This window comes from Rhizobium esperanzae, assembly GCF_014197615.1.
Lineage (GTDB): Bacteria > Pseudomonadota > Alphaproteobacteria > Rhizobiales > Rhizobiaceae > Rhizobium > Rhizobium esperanzae_A.
On the sequence record NZ_JACIFY010000023.1, the window covers coordinates 13,412 to 32,897 of the forward strand.

Genomic DNA, 19,486 nt, shown 5'->3' on the forward strand with positions numbered 1-19,486 from the left:
AGGTTCTCGCAAAGCCGTCCTTGTCGGGCATTTTCTCCGCCTCGTAGGCGGCAACGACGGTATCGCACTGCGGGCAATCAAATTCGCGCTTCGAAGCCGTTTTGGGGGGTGAATTCTTGCCCAAGAGTTAGCTGCCCTGGAGGTGTCTAAATGCCTCTGGCAACTCTGTTGGAAACTGGAGTCCATAATCATCGCTGGCCACGCGTTGAGTGTTCGCCCAATTGCCGCCCCTCAAACTCAGTCTATCGCTACGCTCCGGTGCCGGCCAAGACGCCCAAATGGTTTCGTTGATTAATTCGCACCATACCTCGATACCCAACAGATCATCGGACCAGAGGTGCTGGCAGTTTCCGTCATGCGAAGCATTACCATACGATGGGGTTGGAAATGATCCGAAGCGCGCCTGAGATGGTGCGTCTAACCACTCGTACACTTGCCTCGCACTTAGGGTGCGTCGAGCGTCGGCAGCGGCAAGCAGATCTTTGGAAGCCTTCGGCGGATGGATAAGAGTGACAAACATCCCCTCGTTGGAGAGCGCGTTTAGCAGAGGAGTGAAGTCAGCGTCTCCCGCAAGTAGACCCGCGACCGTCATATTGCGACGAATCGTGTGGATCATCATGTCCACAGTGATCATTACGTCGACCTTCTTTTGCTCCAAACCGCGCCCCTTCCGATAACGGGTGTCACCTTCGTTGACGCGAAAGCGATCAAGGGTGGCGAGTTTCGCATGGAGGTGTTCAGCCTCCTGGCGTTCAGCTTCAAAATCTTCCTCGGACTGATTAGGTTTTCGGGCCGGGAGCGCGTCGTAGTAAAAGATCTTCTCGTAGCCGGCTGAGAGGCTCCACCAGTTTATTTTGAGCGGCGCTCCTTCGCAGTAGCGGTGAGCAATGTCCTTGACGCGAGCGCGCAGACATCCCCCATCAAGAAAAAGGTACCGTGTCACAATAGCTGTCCCCTAGCAGTGCTGACTTTTTGCAATATGCCTTGGCGGATGTCGATAAGGCGCGATTCCGTAAGTAACGGTCAATGCGTTCCTCTGCGGCGAAGCGAGACATCAGCGCCGCGTTGCCAGCCACCAGAGTTCAGCGAGATCATTCAGCCCCAGCCGGAGCATATCCGCATCAAGCACACCTCTCGTCTCCATTGTCGTGATGGCGCTTTCGCGGATGTTCATCATCGCGGGAATCGTGCACGGGTTCGTCGCATCTGCGAATGGGCACGGTAGAAGTACGGATTCTCAGCGAGGGTGGGGCGAAGCTTCGGTGCGGGCATGTCGCGGAGAATGCCACAGCCGATCCGAATCGTCACTATTGAGCGCGACCAGAATTCTATTCCGTTAGCCCAAGCCACTTTCTTCCTGGTTTGTTGCCTCCATAAGGCACCTAAGTGCTGGAAACAAATGGTGATCCCGACGCGATTCGAACGCGTGACCCCCAGATTAGGAATCTGGTGCTCTATCCTGCTGAGCTACGGGACCACTTGCATGCCATGCATACAAAAGGCTTGGCGCGAAGCCAAGCCTTAATTCTTGTCAGAGGCCCAGGCGTTGTTCGGCAAGGCGGACCCAATAGGAGATGCCGTGGGCGATGGCTTCGTCGTTGAAGTCGTAGGCCGGGTTGTGCAGGCCGGCGCTGTCGCCGTTGCCGATGAAGATGAAGGCGCCGGGGCGGGCGTTCAGCATATAGGAGAAATCCTCGCCGCCCATCATCGGATCGATCTCGGCATTGACGTTGGCCTCGCCGGCAATGGCGCTGGCAACAGTCACCGCATGCTCGGTCTCGTCGGGGTGATTGACGGTGACGGGGTAGTTGCGGTTGAAGCTGATGTCGGCCTCGGCCCCGTGGGCTGCAACCATGCCCTCGATGATCTGGCGGAAGCGGGTTTCGGCGAGCGTGCGCATCTCGGGGTCGAGGGTGCGGACGGTGCCGGCGAAGGTCGCATCGTTCGGGATGACGTTATGGGCGAAACCGGCATTGAACTTGGTCACCGAAACGACGACCGAGCTGATCGGATCGGCGGTGCGCGAGGCGATCATCTGCAGGTTGGCGACGATCTGGGCGCTGATGGCGATCGGGTCGATCGTCCGGTGCGGCTGGGCGGCGTGGCCGCCGCGACCCTTGATGGTGACGGTGAATTCGTCGGTCGCCGCCATGATCGCGCCCTTGCGAGTGGCGAACTGGCCCACCGGCAGGCCCGGCAGATTGTGCATGCCGTAGACCTCTTCGATCTCGAAGCGCTCCATCATGCCGTCCTTGACCATCAGGTTGCCGCCGCCGCCGCCTTCTTCGGCCGGTTGGAAGATGACGGCGATATTGCCGTTGAAATTGCGGGTTTCGGCCAGATATTTCGCCGCGCCGAGCAGCATGGCGGTGTGGCCGTCATGGCCGCAGGCATGCATCTTGCCGGGCGTCTTCGAGGCCCAGGGCTTACCGGTGATTTCTGTCAGCGGCAGGGCGTCCATATCGGCGCGCAGGCCGACGGTGCGGCGGCCTGCGCCCTTGCCCCTGATCAGGCCGACGACGCCGGTACGGCCGATGCCGGTGACGATCTCGTCGACGCCGAATTCCTTGAGTTTTTCAGCGACGAAGGCGGCCGTGTTTTCCACCGCGAAAAGCAGTTCGGGCCGGGCGTGGATGTGGCGGCGCCATTCGGCGACTTCGTCCTGCAATTCCGCGGCTCTGTTCAAAATCGGCATATTCGCGTTCCTGTTATGAAATCCCGACGATCTTTCATCGCATCACGACGGTGTGAAGCTGGGGTATGAGGCTTTCGGAAATTACTTAGTCAATGACCTTTGCCATGTCATAGCCATATAGGCTAGATAGGGGAAGGTTTCGAGATTTTCCTGATATCCGAAGGACGAACCGTGTCGACGAGCCACTTCCGTTTGTTTGCCGTTTTGCGGCCGTTTAGTTTCGTGGTCGCCGCGACTGCCGGTTTCCTTGCCTCTGTTCCGCTCGCTGAGGCCAATCCGCATATCCTCGTCGACGTGCAGACCGGCCGCGTGCTCGAACATGAGGAAGCCTTCCGCAAATGGTATCCGGCCTCGCTGACCAAGCTGATGACCGTCTATACCGTGTTCGATGCGATCCGCGCCGGCCAGATCAGCCTCGACAGCCCCATTGTCATGAGCAAGCGCGCCGCCGCCCAGCCGGCCGCCAAGATGTATTTCAAGCCGGGCCAGAAGCTGACGCTCGACAGCGCGCTGAAGATCCTGATGGTGAAATCGGCGAACGACATCGCCGTCGCGGTGGCCGAAGCCATCGGCGGCACGCAGGAAGGCTTCGTGACGCGGATGAACGGCGAGGCGCTGAAGCTCGGCATGACGGATTCGCATTTCGTCAATCCGAACGGCCTGCCGGGCAAGGGGCAGTATACGACGGCCCGCGATCTTGCGGTGCTGACGGTGGCGCTGCGCCGCGATTTTCCGCAATATGCCGGTTACTTCGCGCTTGAAGGCTTCACCAACGGCCAGCAGAACGTGCCCAGCCTCAATATGCTGATCGGCCGCTTTGCCGGCGCCGACGGCATGAAGACTGGTTTCATCTGCGCCTCCGGCTTCAACCAGATCGGTTCGGCGACACGCAACGGCCGCACGCTGGTCTCCGTCGTACTCGGCACCGACAGCCTTGCGGCGCGCGCCGATGCGACGGCAAACCTTCTCCAGAAGGGATTTACCACGCAGTTTCCCGGCAATGAAACACTGGGTTCGCTGAAGCCCTACGGGCAGGGACAGGACCAGGTTGCCGACATCAGCGCCGACATCTGCAGCGCCAAGGGCGCAAAAATACGCAGCGAAACGCGAGACGAGGTCGGCCGCATGCGCGTGCAGTCGCCCTATATCCTGGAAATGGACCACGATCCGCGCTTCGTCTTTGCCGGCCTCATTCCCGGGCAGGATCCGCAGCCGGCCCAGCAGCCGGACAAGGTAGCGGCCGGCGATGCGGCCGGAACGCTCGCCAATGTGCCGGTGCCGATGCCGCGCCCGACATCCTTCTAAACTGCTGGGGTAAAGTGACATGAGCGCGCTCAACGACAGGATTCCGGTCACCATCCTGACCGGCTTTCTCGGGGCCGGCAAATCGACGCTGCTCAACCGCATCCTCAAAGACGCCGCGATGAAGGATGCCGCCGTCATCATCAACGAATTCGGTGATGTCGGAATCGATCATCTGCTGGTCGAAAGCTCCGGCGATTCCATCATCGAACTTTCGGACGGCTGCCTGTGCTGCACCGTGCGCGGCGAACTTGTCGATACGCTCGCCAACCTGATGGATGCGGTGCAGACCGGCCGCGTCAAGCCGGTGAAACGCGTCGTCATCGAAACGACCGGCCTTGCCGACCCTGCCCCTGTCATGCAGGCGATCATGGGCAATCCGGTCATTGCCACGAATTTCGAGCTCGACGGCGTCGTGACCGTCGTCGATGCGGTCAACGGGCTGCAGACGCTCGACAATCACGAGGAAGCGCGCAAGCAGGCGGCGGTCGCCGACCGGCTGATCGTCTCGAAAAAATCGATGGCCGGGGCTGGAACGGATGCCCTGGAAAGGCGGCTGCGGGCGCTCAATCCGCGCGCCGCGATGATCGATGCCGACAGCAGCGAGGCCGGCAGCGCCGCGGTGTTGGTCAACGGGCTCTATGATCCCGGGACGAAGATCGCCGATGTCGGCCGCTGGCTGCAGGACGAGGACGCGCACGAGGCACATCACGGTCATGACCATGACCATGACCATCATGGCCATGATCACGGCCACCACCACGATCATCACGGCCATGCGCACCAGCACGCGCACGACGTCAATCGTCACGACGCCTCTATCCGCTCTTTCTCGATCGTCGAGGAGAAGCCGATCGACCCGATGGCGCTCGACATGTTCATCGATCTCCTGCGCTCCGCCCATGGCGAGAAGCTCTTGAGAATGAAGGCGATCGTTTCGGTCTCCGACCGGCCGGAACGGCCGCTGGTGCTGCACGGCGTGCAAAGCATCTTCCATCCGCCGGTGCGGCTTCCCGCCTGGCCGGACCCCAGCGACCGGCGCACGCGCATGGTGCTGATTACCAAGGATCTGCCGGAAGCCTTCGTGAAGGATCTGTTCGACGCCTTTCTCGGCAAGCCGCGCATCGATCGGCCCGATCGTGCGGCGCTGTCGGACAACCCGCTCGCCATTCCCGGGATGAAAATTTAATGCATGTGGCCCGGAAGTGTGTAGCGGTTCCGGGATAGCGACATGCATAAAACAAAGCGCTTTAGCCCTTGCGGATCAGGAAGCGGTGGCCGTCTTCGGTTTTTTCGGCCTCGACCAGTTCGTGGCCGTCCTCATTGCAGAAATGCGGCATGTCGATCACAGCCATCGGGTCGGTGGTGTCGACGCGAATGACGGTGCCGCTTGCCATGGCGGCAAGCTTCTTGCGCGTCTTGATCACCGGGAATGGGCATTTCAGGCCGCGAAGGTCGTAAAGAACGGGGTTCAAGCCGTTCAGTTCCGCGCCCAGAATTTCCAGAACGGCTTCTTTGCCACGGCTTCCGCCGTTTCCTGCGGTTCGGGCGCCGCAAAGGCCAGCGGGTTCTGTGTCGGGATCGGCACGACCGCCGGTGTCGCGGCAGCGACTGCGGTTGCCTGTGGCTGGGCCGAGATCGCCTGCGGCGCGGCAGGCATTGCCGGCGTGGCGCCAGGCGCGGTCTTGGCGGCCAGCCCCTGCGCGGTGCGCTTGGCCATCAGGTCTTCGAGTTCGGCGACCTTGACCATGCGGCCGGCTTCCAGCGAGGTGCCGGTCGGGGCATAAGCCAGCTCGCGGCCCTTGCGCGTCTTGGCGACGACGGCCTTGCGCTCGGCTTCGGACGGGTCGTACCAGGCCATGCCGTCGAATTTGCTCATCGCCTTGGCATAGTCGGCATCATAGGTCTTGCCGTAGTTGGCAAGGGCCGCCGTCAGCGCCGGCGGCGTCGACATGGCGGGGCATTTGCCGGAGGCATTGAAGGCGCCGCCATCGGTTGCCTGCTGGTTGAAGACGTATTTCTTCTCGCAGACGTTCACATCGGGCGGGCGTTTCGTCACTTCGAAATTGTCGTAGCCGACCTTCAGCATCTTCCAGAAGTCGTAGCTCGAGTCGAGGCGATGCTTGACCATGTTTTCCGCCGTCATGCGGAAGGGGAAGGCTTGCAGCTGCACCGTCGCCTGGCCGCCCTTGAAAGCGTCGCGGGCGAAGGCATAGATCTCCAGCACCTGCTGGTCGGTCATCGAATAGCAGCCGGAGGACGAGCAGGCGCCGTGGATCATCAGATCGGAGCCGGTGCGGCCGTTCGCCGCGTCGTAGCGGTTCGGGAAGCCGGTGTTGATCGCCAGATAATATTTCGAGTTCGGGTTCAGGTTGGCGCGCGTCAGCTCGTAGAAACCTTCCGGCGCCTGCCGGTCGCCGGTCTTGACCTTCGGGCCGAGACGGCCGGACCAGGCGCAGATCTTGTAATCGGCGATCTTGTCGAAACGGTTGTCGGCCTTCGCCTTCCAGATCTCCATGGCACCTTCTTCCTTGAAGATGCGGATCATGATCGGCGAATTGCGGTCCATGCCCTTGGCCGCCATGGCGGTGAGGATGTGGGGGGGAAGCGGCTGCTCGACCTTGTTCTTGACCGTGGAAAGATCGACCTGCGCGGTTTCCAACGCATCATTGCAGCCGGTCAGAGCCAGCGCCATGAGGGAAACATAGGCAAAATGACGTATGCGCATCCAAACTAGCCCATAAAGATTGTGCGACCCGGTCCGCCTATGGAGTTCGGGCATCGGAAGGAATCATAGGTGGTTTATACTTTACAAAAGCTTACCAGCCTATGACGTGCCCTGAACATCCCCGCAAGCGCGAAAGTTACAGATAACATCAATGTGGCCAAGATTTGGCCCCAATCGATGAAGGCTCGAGTTGTCTACAGCATGTTGCGCAAAAGCGTCAGCGGTTTTCGGGCGACATCATGCTCGAACTCATTGAGAACAGGATTCAGGTTTCAGGCCGATCCGGCCTGAAATCATCTGTTCTAGAGGTTGCGGCCGATATTGAGGAATTTCTGCCGCCGCTCGTTGCGCAGCTGCTCGCCGGAACGGGAGGCCATTTCGCCGAGCGCATTGGCAATCATGTCGCCGGTCGCGGCGATGACGCTGTCGGGGTCGCGATGGGCGCCGCCGAGCGGCTCGGAAATGATGCCGTCAATGACGCCGAGCGATTTCAGGTCCTCGGCGGTGATCTTCATGTTGGTCGCCGCCTCGCGGGCGCGGGTGGAATCACGCCAGAGAATGGAGGCGGCCCCTTCCGGCGAGATGACGCTGTAGATCGAATGCTCGAGCATATAGACCTTGTTGCCGGTGGCGATCGCAATCGCGCCGCCCGAGCCGCCTTCGCCGATGACGACGGATACCAGCGGAACCTTGACGCCGAGGCACATTTCAGTCGAGCGGGCGATCGCCTCGGCCTGGCCGCGCTCTTCGGCGCCGACGCCGGGATAGGCGCCTGCCGTATCCACCAGCGAAATGACCGGCAGGCCGAAACGATCAGCCATTTCAAGGATGCGGATCGCCTTGCGGTAACCTTCCGGCCGGGGGCTGCCGAAATTGTGCTTCAGGCGGGTCTTGGTGTCGTTGCCCTTTTCCTGGCCGATGACGGCGACGGGCTGGCCGCGGAAGCGGGCAAGGCCCGCCTGGATCGCGGCATCCTCGGAAAATTTGCGGTCGCCGGCGAGCGGCGTGAATTCCTGGAACAGCGTCCTGGCGTAGTCGACGAAATGCGGGCGCTGCGGATGGCGGGCGACCTGGGTCTTCTGCCAGGGATTGAGCTTGGAATAGATTTCGACGATCGCCTCGCGGACGCGAACCTCGAGCCGGCCGATCTCATCGGTGGTGTCGATGCTCTCGTCTTCCGTGGCGAGCTTCTTCAGCTCGATAATCTTGCCTTCGAGGTCGGAGATCGGCTTTTCGAAGTCGAGATAATTGTGCATGAGGTGCGTTTCCGTTCCTTGTGCCCGGGGCGTTTTCCTGGCTCCGCCCCTTGTCGCCGGTCCTATTCGTGCTTTTTCGCCTGTTTGGCAAGGGGGTGATGTGTCTGGACAAGCTGCTGCAGCCTCTCTTCCAGCACATGCGTGTAGATCTGTGTGGTCGAAATGTCCGAATGGCCGAGCAGTTCCTGCACGACACGCAGGTCGGCGCCATTGGCGAGCAGGTGGCTGGCGAAGGCGTGACGCATGACATGCGGCGAGATCATCGACGGCGTCAGCCCGGCGCGGATCGCCAGATTCTTCAGGTCGCGGGCAAACACCTGGCGCGGCAGGTAACCCTCCTTCGAGGCGGCGGGAAACAGCCACGGGCTTTCCTGCGGATCCTTCACCGCTGCATTTTCAACCGCCAGCAGGCGCCCATAGGATTTCAGGGCCGATATCGCCGATCGCGACAGCGGCACCAGCCGCTCCTTGTTGCCCTTGCCGCGGATCATCAGGAAACGGCCTTCCTGGTCGAGCACGCGGGCGGGAAGCGAAACCAGTTCGCTGACACGCATGCCGGTGGCATAGAGCAGCTCCAGGAGCGCCAGCATGCGCAGGCGCTGCAGCTGGCCCGGAGCCGCATCCTGCGCCTCGGTCTCCGCCTGTGAAAGCAACTTGCCGACGTCCTCGACCCCCATCGTCTTCGGCAGCGGGCGGCCCTTTTTCGGCGCATCGAGAATGCCGGTGGGGTCGTCGGTCCTCAGGCCCTCGGCGTAGAGGAACTTGTAGAACTGCCGCATGGCGGCAAGCCGGCGCGCCTGGGACGAGGGTTTGAACCCTTTGCGGGCGAGCGAGGCGAGATAGGCGGCGAGATCTGTGGAGGCGGCTTCGGTCAGCCGGATGCTGCGTTCCTTCAGGAAGGCGCTGACATCGTCGAGGTCGCGCTCATAGGATTGCAGCGTGTTGGCGGCGGCACCGCGCTCGGCGCTCATCATCTCCAGGAAGGATTCCACATGGACGTGACCGAGGTCTCTCATGCCGCTCACTTCCTGGCCGGGTCGATCGCGCCCGTCGTAGGCGGATTGACCCGCTCGGACGGAATGCGGATCGTCACGTCGCGCGGCTCGGGCTCGACGAAGGTCACGAGCGCCCACATGGCTCCGTAGACCGTTCCGGCGAGGATCGCGCAGACGAACAGAAAACGGAACAGGGTCGGCATCCGGCAACTCCTTCATGCTCTGCTTCTGTTATAAGAAGCGTATCTGCAAGTGCAAGAAGCGCTCTTCAAGCCATGATTCCCTTGTCCGCGACTTGACGCTCCATCTGCATTTGTCGATACGGTTTGCAAACAAAGTGTGAATGGACCGATGAGTGAACCACTGCTGACCGTTGCTGACAGCCTGAAAGACAGAGCTCGCGCTGCGCTCGGTTCACGCAATCTGATCCTCGTCGGCCTGATGGGCGCGGGAAAATCCTCCGTCGGCCGCATCGTCGCCAGCCAGCTCGCCATTCCCTTCATCGACAGCGATCACGAAATCGAGCGGGTGTCGCGCATGACGATCACCGAACTTTTCGCCGCCTATGGCGAGGAAGAGTTCCGGGCGCTGGAAACGCGGGTGATGAAGCGGCTCTTGAAGAGCGGGCCACGGGTCGTCTCCACCGGCGGCGGCGCCTTCATCAACGAGCGGACGCGCAGGCATATCAAGAAGGGCGGCCTTTCCGTCTGGCTGAAGGCCGATCTTGACGTGCTCTGGGACCGGGTGAACAAGCGCGATACGCGGCCGCTGCTCAAGACCGAAAATCCGAAGCAGACGCTCGAAAGCCTGATGAACGCGCGTTATCCGATCTATGCGCAGGCAGATCTCACCGTGCTCTCGCGCGATGTGCGCAAGGAAATCATGGCCGACGAGGTGCTGAAGGCGGTGATCGAAGCTCAGAAGGAAAGTGCAGCCTCATGAATGCGACAATCTCCGCCTCATCACTCCAGACGGTGCATGTGCCGCTTGGCGAGCGCGCCTACGACATCCTGATCGGCCCAGGGCTGGTCGCGCGGACCGGCGCCGAAATCGCCTTGCGTCTCAAGGGCCGCAAGGCGGCTGTGATCACCGACGAAAATGTCGCGCCGCTCTATCTCGAGGCCCTGATCGCCAGTCTTGGTGAAGCGGGCATTGCCGCGGCCGAGGTCGTGCTGCCGGCCGGCGAAAAGACCAAGAGCTTCGAACATCTGATGACGGCCTGCGACAAGGTGCTCGAAGCCCGCGTCGAGCGCAACGATTGCGTTATCGCGCTCGGCGGCGGCGTCATCGGCGACCTCTCGGGATTTGCGGCCGGCATCGTCAGGCGCGGCGTGCGTTTCGTGCAGGTGCCGACCTCGCTGCTGGCGCAGGTGGATTCGTCCGTCGGCGGCAAGACCGGCATCAATTCCCGCCACGGCAAGAATCTGATCGGCGTCTTCCACCAGCCTGACCTGGTTCTGGCCGATACGGATGTGCTGAATACGCTGAGCGAGCGCGAATTCCGCGCCGGTTATGCCGAGGTTGCCAAATACGGGCTGATCGACAAGCCGGATTTTTTCGCCTGGCTGGAAGCCAACTGGAAAGCGGTTTTTGCAGGCGGGTCGGCACGCATCGAGGCGATTGCCGCCAGTTGCCAGGCGAAGGCCGATGTCGTCGTTGCCGACGAGCGCGAGAACGGCCAGCGGGCGCTGCTCAATCTCGGCCATACTTTCGGCCATGCGCTTGAGGCGGCGACCGCCTACGACAGTTCCCGCCTCGTGCACGGCGAGGGCGTTTCGATCGGCATGGTGCTGGCCCATGAATTCTCCGCGCGGATGAATCTCGCAAGTCCCGATGATGCGCGCCGCGTCGAGCGGCACCTGAAGGAGGTCGGTCTGCCGACCCGCATGGCGGAAATTCCGGGCGAATTGCCGCCGGCCGAAACGCTGATGGACGCGATCGCGCAGGACAAGAAGGTCAAGAGCGGCAAGCTCACCTTCATCCTGACGCGCGGCATCGGCCAGTCCTTCGTCGCCGATGACGTTCCGGCCTCCGAAGTGATCAGCTTTCTCAGGGAAAAACATCCTTGACGACGATCGAAGGCGCGCTGGCATTTCTCGCGACATATTGGCCGGAGATCCTTTCGATCACGGCGCTCGTGCTGATGTCCGCCTTCTTTTCCGGCTCCGAGACCGCTCTGACCGCCGTTTCACGCAGCCGCATCCATACGCTCGAGGCCAATGGCGACGAACGCGCCGGCCTCGTCCGGCAGCTGATTGAGCGGCGCGACCGGCTGATCGGCGCCCTGCTCATCGGCAATAATCTCGCCAATATCCTCTCCTCCTCGATCGCTACCAGCCTGTTCCTCGGGCTGTTCGGCAGTTCCGGCGTGGCGCTCGCGACGCTGGCGATGACCGTCATCCTGGTCATCTTCGCCGAAGTGCTGCCGAAAAGCTGGGCGATTTCGACGCCCGATCGCTTCGCCCTTGCCGTTGCGCTGCCGGTCAAACTCTTCGTCGTCGTGGTCGGCCCGGTTTCGTCCTTCGTCAATGCGATCGTGCGGCGGATCCTGGCGCTGTTCGGCATCAACCTCTCGCGGGAGGTATCGATGCTGACGGCGCATGAGGAATTGCGCGGCGCCGTCGACCTCTTGCACCGCGAGGGATCGGTGGTGAAGGCCGACCGCGACCGTCTCGGCGGCGTGCTCGATCTCAGCGAGCTCGAACTCTCCGACATCATGGTCCACCGCACGGCGATGCGGGCGATCAACGCCGACGATCCGCCCGAAGCGGTGGTGCGCGCCATCCTCGAAAGCCCCTATACGCGCATGCCGCTGTGGCGCGGCACGATCGACAACATTATCGGCGTCGTGCACGCCAAGGATCTGCTGCGGGCGCTTGCCGAGCCGCTCATGGAGCCGCAGAACCTCGATATCGTGAAGATCGCGCAGAAGCCGTGGTTCGTGCCCGACAGCACCAACCTTGAAGACCAGCTCAACGCCTTCCTCAGGCGCAAGCAGCATTTCGCCGTCGTCGTCGACGAATATGGCGAGGTGCAGGGCATCGTCACGCTGGAGGATATTCTCGAGGAAATCGTCGGCGATATTTCCGACGAGCACGATATCGCGATCCAGGGTGTGCGCCAGGAGGCCGACGGTTCGGTCGTCGTCGACGGCGCCGTGCCGATCCGCGATCTGAACCGGGCGCTCGACTGGAACCTGCCCGACGAGGAGGCGACGACGATTGCCGGCCTCGTCATCCATGAATCGATGATCATCCCGGAGGAGCGCCAGGCCTTCACCTTTTATGGCAAGCGTTTCGTGGTCATGAAGCGGGAAAAGAACCGCATTACCAAGCTGCGCATCCGCCCGGCCGGGGAAGACGGCGCAAAACCGGCCTGATCCGGCTTGGATCGCGGGCGATCGGTCTTATATAGGCTGTGTTACCAGCGGGTCGGTTCGTCGGGTGCTGCCGGTTCGACGGCCAGCGCATGCAGGCCGGCGTCGAGTTCCGGTTTCAAAAGCTCGGTGATCGCCCGGTGGCGCGCCAGCCGCGACATGCCGGCGAATTTGGCCGAAACGATCCTCACCCGCATATGGGTTTCGCCGGTGCCTGTCATATCGGGCTGATGACCGGCATGCAGGTGGCTTTCGTCGATGACGCTCAGGCGGTCGGGCGCGAAGGCTTCGACGAGTTTTTCTTCGATGCGGGTTCGCAGGGTCATCATCCGGTCTTGCTGTTTGGCGAAAAAGGTTCCCACCAAGCCAGCAACAAACCCATTTGTCAATTCTTGTTGTCGCGTCGCGACAGCCCCATAATTAGCGCCGTCATGAGACTTGATTCCAAATATTTCGATCGCATCCGAACACGCCGCAAACGCGAGCAGGAGACAGAGCAGGCACCGCCTACCTGTCAGTGGGACGGCTGCGACAAAAAAGGTTCGCATCGCGCTCCTGTCGGGCGCAATGCGGAAGGCCAGTTCTTTTTGTTCTGCTTCGAGCACGTCAAGGACTACAACAAGGGCTACAATTATTTCTCCGGTCTTTCCGACGGCGAGATCGCCCGCTACCAGAAAGAGGCGATCACCGGCCATCGGCCGACATGGACCGTCGGCGTCAACAAGTCGGCCAAGGACAGCCCGCTGCATTCGGAGGTCCGCTCCGGCGCCTATTCGCGGGTTCGCGATCCCTTCGGTTTCGTCAAGGAAGGCGGCAAGGGCAGCGGTCCGCGTTTTCCCCAGGCGCGCAAGCTGAAATCGCTGGAAAGCAAGGCCTTCGATACGATGGGGCTCGATGCCAGTGCGACCTCGGCGGAAATCAAGAGCCGCTACAAGGAGCTGGTCAAGAAGCACCATCCGGATGCCAATGGCGGCGACCGCGGCTCGGAGGAACGTTTCCGCGCCGTCATCCAGGCCTATCAATTGTTGAAGCAGAACGGTTTTTGTTAATTCCCGTCCTTGCTCTTGGGCTTCAATCGGGTATGGTCCAAATCGGCTGAGGCCGCAGGCAAACGCGGCTCATATTTGTGCGTTTTCCCGACATCGCCTCCGCCGACCTTCCGGACGCGGCGTTTCTTGTCCGGGACTCTTTCAAGAATGCTCGCATGCGGTCATTATCCCGCCGAGGTTTCGTTTCAGTCCCGGAGAAGTATCGCCGACGTTCCGACCTGGACGGGCGCGGAATAAAATCGCGGCGTCACGGTTGCGACATGGCCTGAGACAGTTTGGCCGGGTGGCATCACCCGCCTTGGAGACATGATGAGCAAGATCGACCTCGATATTTCACAACTGCCCGATACCACCGTTTCGGTCCGCGAGACCTTCGGCATCGATTCCGACATCCGCGTTCCCGCCTACAGCAAGGGCGACGCCTATGTGCCGGACCTCGACTCCGACTACCTCTTCGACCGCGAGACGACGCTCGCCATTCTCGCCGGTTTTGCCCATAACCGCCGGGTGATGATCTCCGGCTATCACGGCACCGGCAAATCTTCGCATATCGAGCAGGTGGCGGCGCGCCTCAACTGGCCTTGCGTACGCATCAACCTCGACAGCCATGTCAGCCGTATCGATCTCGTCGGCAAGGATGCGATTGTCGTCAAGGACGGGCTGCAGGTCACCGAATTCAAGGACGGCATCCTGCCCTGGGCCTACCAGCACAATGTCGCGCTCGTCTTCGACGAATATGATGCCGGCCGCCCCGACGTGATGTTCGTCATCCAGCGCGTGCTCGAATCATCCGGCCGCCTGACGCTGCTCGACCAGAGCCGCGTCATCCGGCCGCACCCGGCCTTCCGTCTGTTTGCGACCGCCAACACCATCGGCCTCGGTGACACCACCGGCCTCTATCACGGCACGCAGCAGATCAACCAGGCACAGATGGACCGCTGGTCGATCGTGACGACGCTGAACTATCTGCCGCATGATCACGAAGTGAATATCGTCGCCGCCAAGGTGAAGAGCTTCGGCAAGGACAAGGACGGCCGCGATACCGTCTCGAAGATGGTGCGGGTCGCCGACCTGACGCGCGCCGCCTTCATGAACGGCGATCTCTCCACCGTCATGAGCCCGCGTACCGTCATCACCTGGGCCGAGAATGCCGAAATCTTCGGCGACCTCGCCTTCGCCTTCCGCGTCACCTTCCTCAACAAGTGCGACGAACTGGAGCGTCCGCTGGTCGCCGAGCACTATCAGCGCGCCTTCGGCGTCGAGCTGAAGGAAAGTGCCGCCAATATCGTTCTCGGAGCCTGAGGCCCGACCGATCATGGCAGCTCGCGGTGACAATTCGAAAGCAAAGCCCGGCGCGCCCGTCGACGTCGAGCCATTGCGCCGGGCAATAACCGGCTGCGTGCGCTCGATCGCCGGCGACGGCGAGGTCGAGGTGACCTTCGCCAATGAACGGCCTGGCATGACCGGCGAGCGCATCCGGCTGCCGGAGCTTTCCAAGCGGCCGACGGCGCATGAGCTGGCGGTGACCCGCGGGCTCGGCGATTCCATGGCATTGCGCCTCGCCTGCCATGACGAGAAGGTGCATTCGACGATGGCGCCGCAGGGCTCGGACGCCCGGGCGATCTTCGACGTCGTCGAGCAGGCACGTGTCGAATCGATCGGCGCGCTGCGCATGGAGGGCATGGCATCCAACCTGCGCTCCATGACGGAAGAGAAATATTCCAAGGCGAATTTCACCGGCATCGAGCGCCAGGAAGACGCGCCGGTCGGCGAAGCCGTGGCGATGATGGTGCGTGAGAAGCTGACCGGCCAGCGCCCGCCGGCTTCTGCCGGCAAGGTGCTCGATCTCTGGCGTGGCTTCATCGAGGAGAAGGCTGGCGCTGAACTCGACAATCTGTCTGGCGCGATCAACGACCAGCAGGCCTTCGCTAAGGTCGTTCGCAACATGCTGTCGGCCATGGAAATGGCCGAGGAATACGGCGATGACGACAGCGAAGCCGACAATGACGACCAGTCGGAGCAGGAAGACCAGCCGAGCGGCGACGAGCAGGACCAGGACGAGGTCGACGAGGATGCCGGCACCGATGCCGCCCCTGTCGAGGACAGTGAAGTCGCCGACGAGCAGATGGAGGACGGCGAGACCGAAGGCGCCGAAATCTCCGACGACGACATGATGGAAGAGGGCGAGGACGATTCGGAAACGCCGGGCGAGACCCGCCGTCCGAACACGCCTTTTTCCGATTTCAACGAGAAGGTCGATTATCACGTCTATACCGAAGAGTTCGACGAGATCATCACCGCCGAGGAACTTTGCGATGCCGCCGAGCTGGAGCGCCTGCGGGCCTTCCTCGACAAGCAGCTGGCGCATCTGCAGGGCGCGGTCGGGCGCCTCGCCAACCGGCTGCAGCGCCGCCTGATGGCGCAGCAGAACCGCTCCTGGGATTTCGACCTGGAAGAGGGTTATCTCGATCCGGCCCGGCTGCAGCGCATCATCATCGATCCGATGCAGGCGCTTTCCTTCAAGATGGAGCGCGACACGCAGTTCCGCGACACTGTCGTCACCCTGCTCATCGACAATTCCGGCTCGATGCGCGGCCGGCCGATCACGGTTGCCGCCACCTGCGCCGACATTCTCGCCCGCACGCTGGAGCGCTGCGGCGTCAAGGTCGAGATCCTCGGCTTTACCACCAAGGCCTGGAAGGGCGGGCAGGCGCGCGAGACTTGGCTTGCCGGCGGCAAGCCGCAGACGCCGGGCCGCCTCAACGACCTGCGCCATATCATCTACAAATCGGCCGACGCGCCGTGGCGCCGGGCACGCGCCAATCTCGGGCTGATGATGCGCGAGGGCCTGCTCAAGGAAAATATCGACGGCGAAGCGCTGATCTGGGCGCATAATCGCCTGCTGGCGCGGCGCGAGCAGCGCCGTATCCTGATGATGATTTCGGACGGGGCGCCGGTCGACGATTCGACGCTGTCGGTCAATCCGGGCAATTATCTCGAGCGGCACCTCCGCGCCGTCATCGAGCAGATCGAGACCCGCTCGCCGGTGGAACTGCTGGCAATCGGCATCGGTCACGACGTGACGCGCTACTATCGCCGCGCCGTGACGATCGTCGATGCGGACGAGCTTGCCGGCGCGATGACCGAGCAGCTTGCCTCGCTGTTCGAAGATCAATCCACCCAGCCACGCGGCGGCCGGCTCCGTCGCGCCGGCTGATGCCAATCGGGGAAACGTCGGGAATGACAGGCAAACGCCTCCGCCGTGTGGCGTCGATCCTTCTCTGCATCGCTGCCGGCGCTTCCCCCTCATGGGCCGGCGACGTGCCGGTCATTAGCCGGCAAATATCCGATTTCAGGATCGGCTCTTCGCAGATGCACTTCGGCGCGCTGGAATTTCTCGGCGGGCTGGAGATGGTCTCCAGCAAAGCGCTGTTCGGTTCGCTTTCCTCCATCCGCTTCCGGCCGGATCAAAAACATTTCGTCGTGGTGCTCGATACCGGTCAGTGGCTGACCGGCAGCATCGAGCGCGACGTCAAGGGCAGGCTTTCCGGCCTTTCCGATGTCGAGATCACGCCGATGAAGAACATCGCCGGACGCAGCTTCGAGGGCAAGGGTTATATGGATGCCGAGGGCCTGGCGTTCGACGGCGACCGGATCCTGGTCTCCTTCGAGCAGGAACATCGCGTCGACGTCTATCCCGATCCCGGCTTTGCCCAATCGCGCGCCATCGGCACTCTGCCGATCCTCATCCCGCGCAAGATGCTGAGCGACAACCGTGGTATCGAAACCATCACCGTCGCGCCCGCGTCGAGCCCGCTCAAGGGCGGCGTGGTCATCGTTTCCGAACGTGGTCTCGACCGCAACGGCAACCGGTTGGCGGCCATTCTGAGCGGGCCGCTGAAAGGGCAGTTCGCGGTCGCACGCGACGGCAGCTTCGACGTCACCGACGGCGCTTTCCTGCCGAACGGCGACCTACTGCTCCTGGAGCGGCGTTTCAACATGGCCGAAGGCATCGGCATGCGCCTTCGGCGCATCAAGGGCGCCGATATCCGGCCCGGCGCCGTCGTCGATGGTGAGTTGCTGCTCGAAGGCGATTTCAATTCGCAGATCGACAATATGGAAGGGCTCGACACTTTCCAGGCCGCCGACGGCACGACCCATCTCATCCTGATATCGGACGACAACCATTCGATCCTGCAGCGCAATCTGATGCTGGAATTCCGACTTTCCGACAGTGTGAAGCAGGCTGCGTCAGACTGATGTCACACGCTTTGGCTATCGGATGAACCGCTGTCGGCCGATCTGAGCCTTCGTCCCGTCGCTGCTATCGGAGGGAAGTCATCGTGCATATCCATGTCATGGGCGCGTCCGGTTCCGGCACGACATCGCTCGGCCTTGCGCTTGCCGAAAGGCTCGATATCGCCCATCTCGACACCGACGATTTCTTCTGGCTGCCGACCGACCCGCCGTATACCGCGGCAAGGGACGCCGATGAGCGCATTCGGCTGCTTCTCGAGGCGGCGGCGCGCCATGACGGCTGGGTCCTCTCCGGCTCCGCGCTGAAATGGGGGAGGCAGATCGAGCCGTTCTACGATCTGATCGTCTTCCTGAGGATCGATCCGGAACTCCGGATGGCGCGCATCCGTGCGCGCGAGATTGCCCGATACGGAGAGAGGATCGGGCCGGGCGGCGACATGGAAGTCAAAAGCGGAGAATTCATGGAATGGGCGGCAAGTTACGATACATCAGGTCCCGAACGCCGCAGTCTTGCGGCGCATGAGCAATGGCTGGAAACGCAGACTGCGCCGGTGCTGCGGCTCGATACATCGCGAGAGATCGACGATCTGACGGCAGAGGTGCTGCTGCATCCTGCGATCGCCGCAGGCGCCGTCCGGCGGCGTCGGTGACGTCGTTGCTCAGCTGGCGCGTGCGGCCTGCATCGGCCGCAGCACGTTCATCAGCGCGCCATAGGGCAGCAGCATGACGAGGCCGACGATCATCTTGACGGCGAAATCGCCGAGCGCCCAGGAAATCCAGCGCGGCGCCTCCGTGGCGAAGACTCCGAAGATGGGAGCGGCTTCCAGCGCGAAGGGTTCGTTCGGGCCGAGGAAGACGAAAAACGCGGCGAAGGACAGCGAGAAGAACATCACCGTATCGAGCGCCGAGCCGATCAGCGAGCCGACGAGCGGCGCGCGCCACCAGGCCTGGCGGCGAAGGCGGTTGAAGACGGCGATATCGAGCAACTGGCCGGCGAGATAGGCCGAGCCGGAAGCGATGGCGATACGCGGCACTGACGTAAAGAAGGAGAGCGTCACGCCGACGACGAAGCCGGCAAAGACGACCTTGCGGGCTGCCTGCGGGCCGAACTGGCGGTTGGTCAGGTCGGTGATCAGGAAGGCGACCGGATAGGAGAAAGCGCCCCAGGTCAGGATGTCGGCCAGGTTGATGCCGGCGACTTCGGCGTTCAGCGGAAACTGCACGAGGAAGTTGGAAGCGACGACGACAAGCGTCATCAGGGCGACATAGGCGATCGTATAGCGCGTCTTCAGCATTTTTTTATCCTGGGTGATGCCACCAGTTGGAGTGCTCAGGCAAAGCAAAAGGCCTGACCGGGTTTATCCGTCCAAGCCTTTTGAAGCCGTATGAAAGAAGGGCAGAAGCTTACGCAGCAACAGCCGCTTCGGCGGTCTTCTTGACGATCTGACGGCGCAGCAGGCGCGCGCGCATCGACAGTTCGTTTTCGCTTGCCTTGATCAGGAAGGCATCGAGGCCGCCACGATGCTCGACGGAGCGAAGGGCAGCAGCCGAAACGCGAAGACGATAACGCTGGTTAAGAGCGTCGGAAATCAGCGTTACCTGGCACAGGTTCGGCAGGAACCGGCGCTTGGTCTTGTTGTTGGCATGGCTGACATTGTTACCAGTCAGGACGGCCTTGCCGGTCAATTCGCACACGCGGGACATGGAACACCTATTCTTGTTTTTCTCGGGCCATCGAATTGCCATTCCCGGCAAAACCGGGCGCGCAATCCAACGGGCATGATTGGAAAGTTGCGGTTCTATAGTCAGACCGGCCGCTCGCGTCAAG

21 protein-coding genes and 1 tRNA gene are annotated in these 19,486 nt (G+C 62.0%); 10 read left to right on the forward strand and 12 right to left on the reverse strand.

Going from position 1 to position 19,486, the window contains the following annotated elements; translation table 11 throughout:
* Positions 1 to 127: 127 nt before the first annotated feature.
* The 4 genes from GGD57_RS25245 to GGD57_RS25260 all read right to left on the reverse strand — a co-directional run bounded on the left by GGD57_RS25245 (position 128) and on the right by GGD57_RS25260 (position 2,695).
* Positions 128 to 943, reverse strand: a complete 816-nt coding sequence (locus tag GGD57_RS25245; protein WP_184472954.1) for an NYN domain-containing protein — start codon at positions 941 to 943, stop codon at positions 128 to 130.
* Between the two features lie 111 nt (positions 944 to 1,054).
* A complete protein-coding gene (locus GGD57_RS29425) occupies positions 1,055 to 1,177 on the reverse strand; it encodes a hypothetical protein (protein WP_281423775.1) in 123 nt (40 codons plus the stop codon).
* A gap of 223 nt (positions 1,178 to 1,400) precedes the next feature.
* Positions 1,401 to 1,477: transfer RNA gene (locus GGD57_RS25255), tRNA-Arg, on the reverse strand.
* 54 nt (positions 1,478 to 1,531) lie between these two features.
* Positions 1,532 to 2,695: a M20 aminoacylase family protein gene (locus tag GGD57_RS25260; RefSeq protein WP_184472955.1), complete on the reverse strand. Its 1,164-nt coding sequence runs from the start codon at positions 2,693 to 2,695 to the stop codon at positions 1,532 to 1,534.
* A 171-nt stretch (positions 2,696 to 2,866) separates the two neighbouring features.
* On the opposite strand from GGD57_RS25260, the gene GGD57_RS25265 reads away from it, so the two are divergent.
* On the forward strand, positions 2,867 to 4,000 hold the full coding sequence (locus tag GGD57_RS25265; RefSeq protein ID WP_184472956.1) for a serine hydrolase: 1,134 nt from the start codon (positions 2,867 to 2,869) through the stop codon (positions 3,998 to 4,000).
* Positions 4,001 to 4,019: 19 nt separating this feature from the next.
* Positions 4,020 to 5,186: a CobW family GTP-binding protein gene (locus tag GGD57_RS25270; protein ID WP_184472957.1), complete on the forward strand. Its 1,167-nt coding sequence runs from the start codon at positions 4,020 to 4,022 to the stop codon at positions 5,184 to 5,186.
* A gap of 61 nt (positions 5,187 to 5,247) precedes the next feature.
* Here GGD57_RS25270 and GGD57_RS25275 read toward each other — a convergent pair whose 3' ends face one another.
* The 5 genes from GGD57_RS25275 to GGD57_RS25295 form a co-directional block, all read right to left on the reverse strand.
* Positions 5,248 to 5,472, reverse strand: a complete 225-nt coding sequence (locus GGD57_RS25275) for a sulfurtransferase TusA family protein (protein WP_184472958.1) — start codon at positions 5,470 to 5,472, stop codon at positions 5,248 to 5,250.
* 5 nt (positions 5,473 to 5,477) lie between these two features.
* A complete protein-coding gene (locus GGD57_RS25280) occupies positions 5,478 to 6,725 on the reverse strand; it encodes a L,D-transpeptidase family protein (RefSeq protein WP_184472959.1) in 1,248 nt (415 codons plus the stop codon).
* A 302-nt stretch (positions 6,726 to 7,027) separates the two neighbouring features.
* On the reverse strand, positions 7,028 to 7,981 hold the full coding sequence (locus tag GGD57_RS25285; RefSeq protein WP_097610216.1) for an acetyl-CoA carboxylase carboxyltransferase subunit alpha: 954 nt from the start codon (positions 7,979 to 7,981) through the stop codon (positions 7,028 to 7,030).
* Positions 7,982 to 8,043: 62 nt separating this feature from the next.
* Entirely contained in the window at positions 8,044 to 8,997 is a 954-nt protein-coding gene (xerD, locus tag GGD57_RS25290) for a site-specific tyrosine recombinase XerD (RefSeq protein ID WP_184472960.1), read from the reverse strand.
* 5 nt (positions 8,998 to 9,002) lie between these two features.
* Positions 9,003 to 9,179 (reverse strand): hypothetical protein, encoded by a 177-nt coding sequence (locus tag GGD57_RS25295; RefSeq protein ID WP_184472961.1) that lies wholly within the window; start codon positions 9,177 to 9,179, stop codon positions 9,003 to 9,005.
* Positions 9,180 to 9,327: 148 nt separating this feature from the next.
* On the opposite strand from GGD57_RS25295, the gene GGD57_RS25300 reads away from it, so the two are divergent.
* Genes GGD57_RS25300 through GGD57_RS25310 form a run of 3 tightly spaced genes read left to right on the forward strand, consistent with a single transcriptional unit; the run spans position 9,328 to position 12,355 of the window.
* Complete coding sequence (locus GGD57_RS25300; RefSeq protein WP_097610213.1) at positions 9,328 to 9,918, forward strand: shikimate kinase; 591 nt, start codon at positions 9,328 to 9,330, stop codon at positions 9,916 to 9,918.
* A complete protein-coding gene (gene aroB, locus GGD57_RS25305; RefSeq protein WP_184472962.1) occupies positions 9,915 to 11,045 on the forward strand; it encodes a 3-dehydroquinate synthase in 1,131 nt (376 codons plus the stop codon). Before GGD57_RS25300 ends, aroB begins: the two co-directional genes overlap by 4 nt.
* Positions 11,042 to 12,355 carry an HlyC/CorC family transporter gene (locus GGD57_RS25310; protein WP_184472963.1) on the forward strand — a complete coding sequence of 438 codons (1,314 nt, stop codon included), beginning with the start codon at positions 11,042 to 11,044 and terminating at the stop codon, positions 12,353 to 12,355. Before aroB ends, GGD57_RS25310 begins: the two co-directional genes overlap by 4 nt.
* A gap of 41 nt (positions 12,356 to 12,396) precedes the next feature.
* Here the strand turns inward: GGD57_RS25310 and GGD57_RS25315 are convergent, their stop codons facing one another.
* Positions 12,397 to 12,681 carry a BolA family protein gene (locus tag GGD57_RS25315; protein ID WP_184472964.1) on the reverse strand — a complete coding sequence of 95 codons (285 nt, stop codon included), beginning with the start codon at positions 12,679 to 12,681 and terminating at the stop codon, positions 12,397 to 12,399.
* Between the two features lie 102 nt (positions 12,682 to 12,783).
* On the opposite strand from GGD57_RS25315, the gene GGD57_RS25320 reads away from it, so the two are divergent.
* From GGD57_RS25320 to GGD57_RS25340, 5 genes are all read left to right on the forward strand, one after another.
* Positions 12,784 to 13,401: a J domain-containing protein gene (locus GGD57_RS25320; RefSeq protein ID WP_085738564.1), complete on the forward strand. Its 618-nt coding sequence runs from the start codon at positions 12,784 to 12,786 to the stop codon at positions 13,399 to 13,401.
* Between the two features lie 309 nt (positions 13,402 to 13,710).
* Complete coding sequence (gene cobS, locus GGD57_RS25325; RefSeq protein ID WP_184472965.1) at positions 13,711 to 14,703, forward strand: cobaltochelatase subunit CobS; 993 nt, start codon at positions 13,711 to 13,713, stop codon at positions 14,701 to 14,703.
* Between the two features lie 13 nt (positions 14,704 to 14,716).
* A complete protein-coding gene (cobT, locus tag GGD57_RS25330) occupies positions 14,717 to 16,618 on the forward strand; it encodes a cobaltochelatase subunit CobT (RefSeq protein ID WP_184472966.1) in 1,902 nt (633 codons plus the stop codon).
* A 23-nt stretch (positions 16,619 to 16,641) separates the two neighbouring features.
* Positions 16,642 to 17,661 carry an esterase-like activity of phytase family protein gene (locus GGD57_RS25335; protein ID WP_184472967.1) on the forward strand — a complete coding sequence of 340 codons (1,020 nt, stop codon included), beginning with the start codon at positions 16,642 to 16,644 and terminating at the stop codon, positions 17,659 to 17,661.
* A gap of 80 nt (positions 17,662 to 17,741) precedes the next feature.
* On the forward strand, positions 17,742 to 18,308 hold the full coding sequence (locus GGD57_RS25340) for an AAA family ATPase (RefSeq protein ID WP_184473017.1): 567 nt from the start codon (positions 17,742 to 17,744) through the stop codon (positions 18,306 to 18,308).
* A 9-nt stretch (positions 18,309 to 18,317) separates the two neighbouring features.
* On the opposite strand, the gene GGD57_RS25345 is transcribed toward GGD57_RS25340, so the two are convergent.
* Both GGD57_RS25345 and rpmB read right to left on the reverse strand, forming a co-directional pair.
* A complete protein-coding gene (locus GGD57_RS25345; RefSeq protein WP_010069656.1) occupies positions 18,318 to 18,953 on the reverse strand; it encodes a VUT family protein in 636 nt (211 codons plus the stop codon).
* 109 nt (positions 18,954 to 19,062) lie between these two features.
* Positions 19,063 to 19,362 carry a 50S ribosomal protein L28 gene (gene rpmB / locus GGD57_RS25350; protein WP_003567078.1) on the reverse strand — a complete coding sequence of 100 codons (300 nt, stop codon included), beginning with the start codon at positions 19,360 to 19,362 and terminating at the stop codon, positions 19,063 to 19,065.
* Positions 19,363 to 19,486 lie beyond the last annotated feature (124 nt).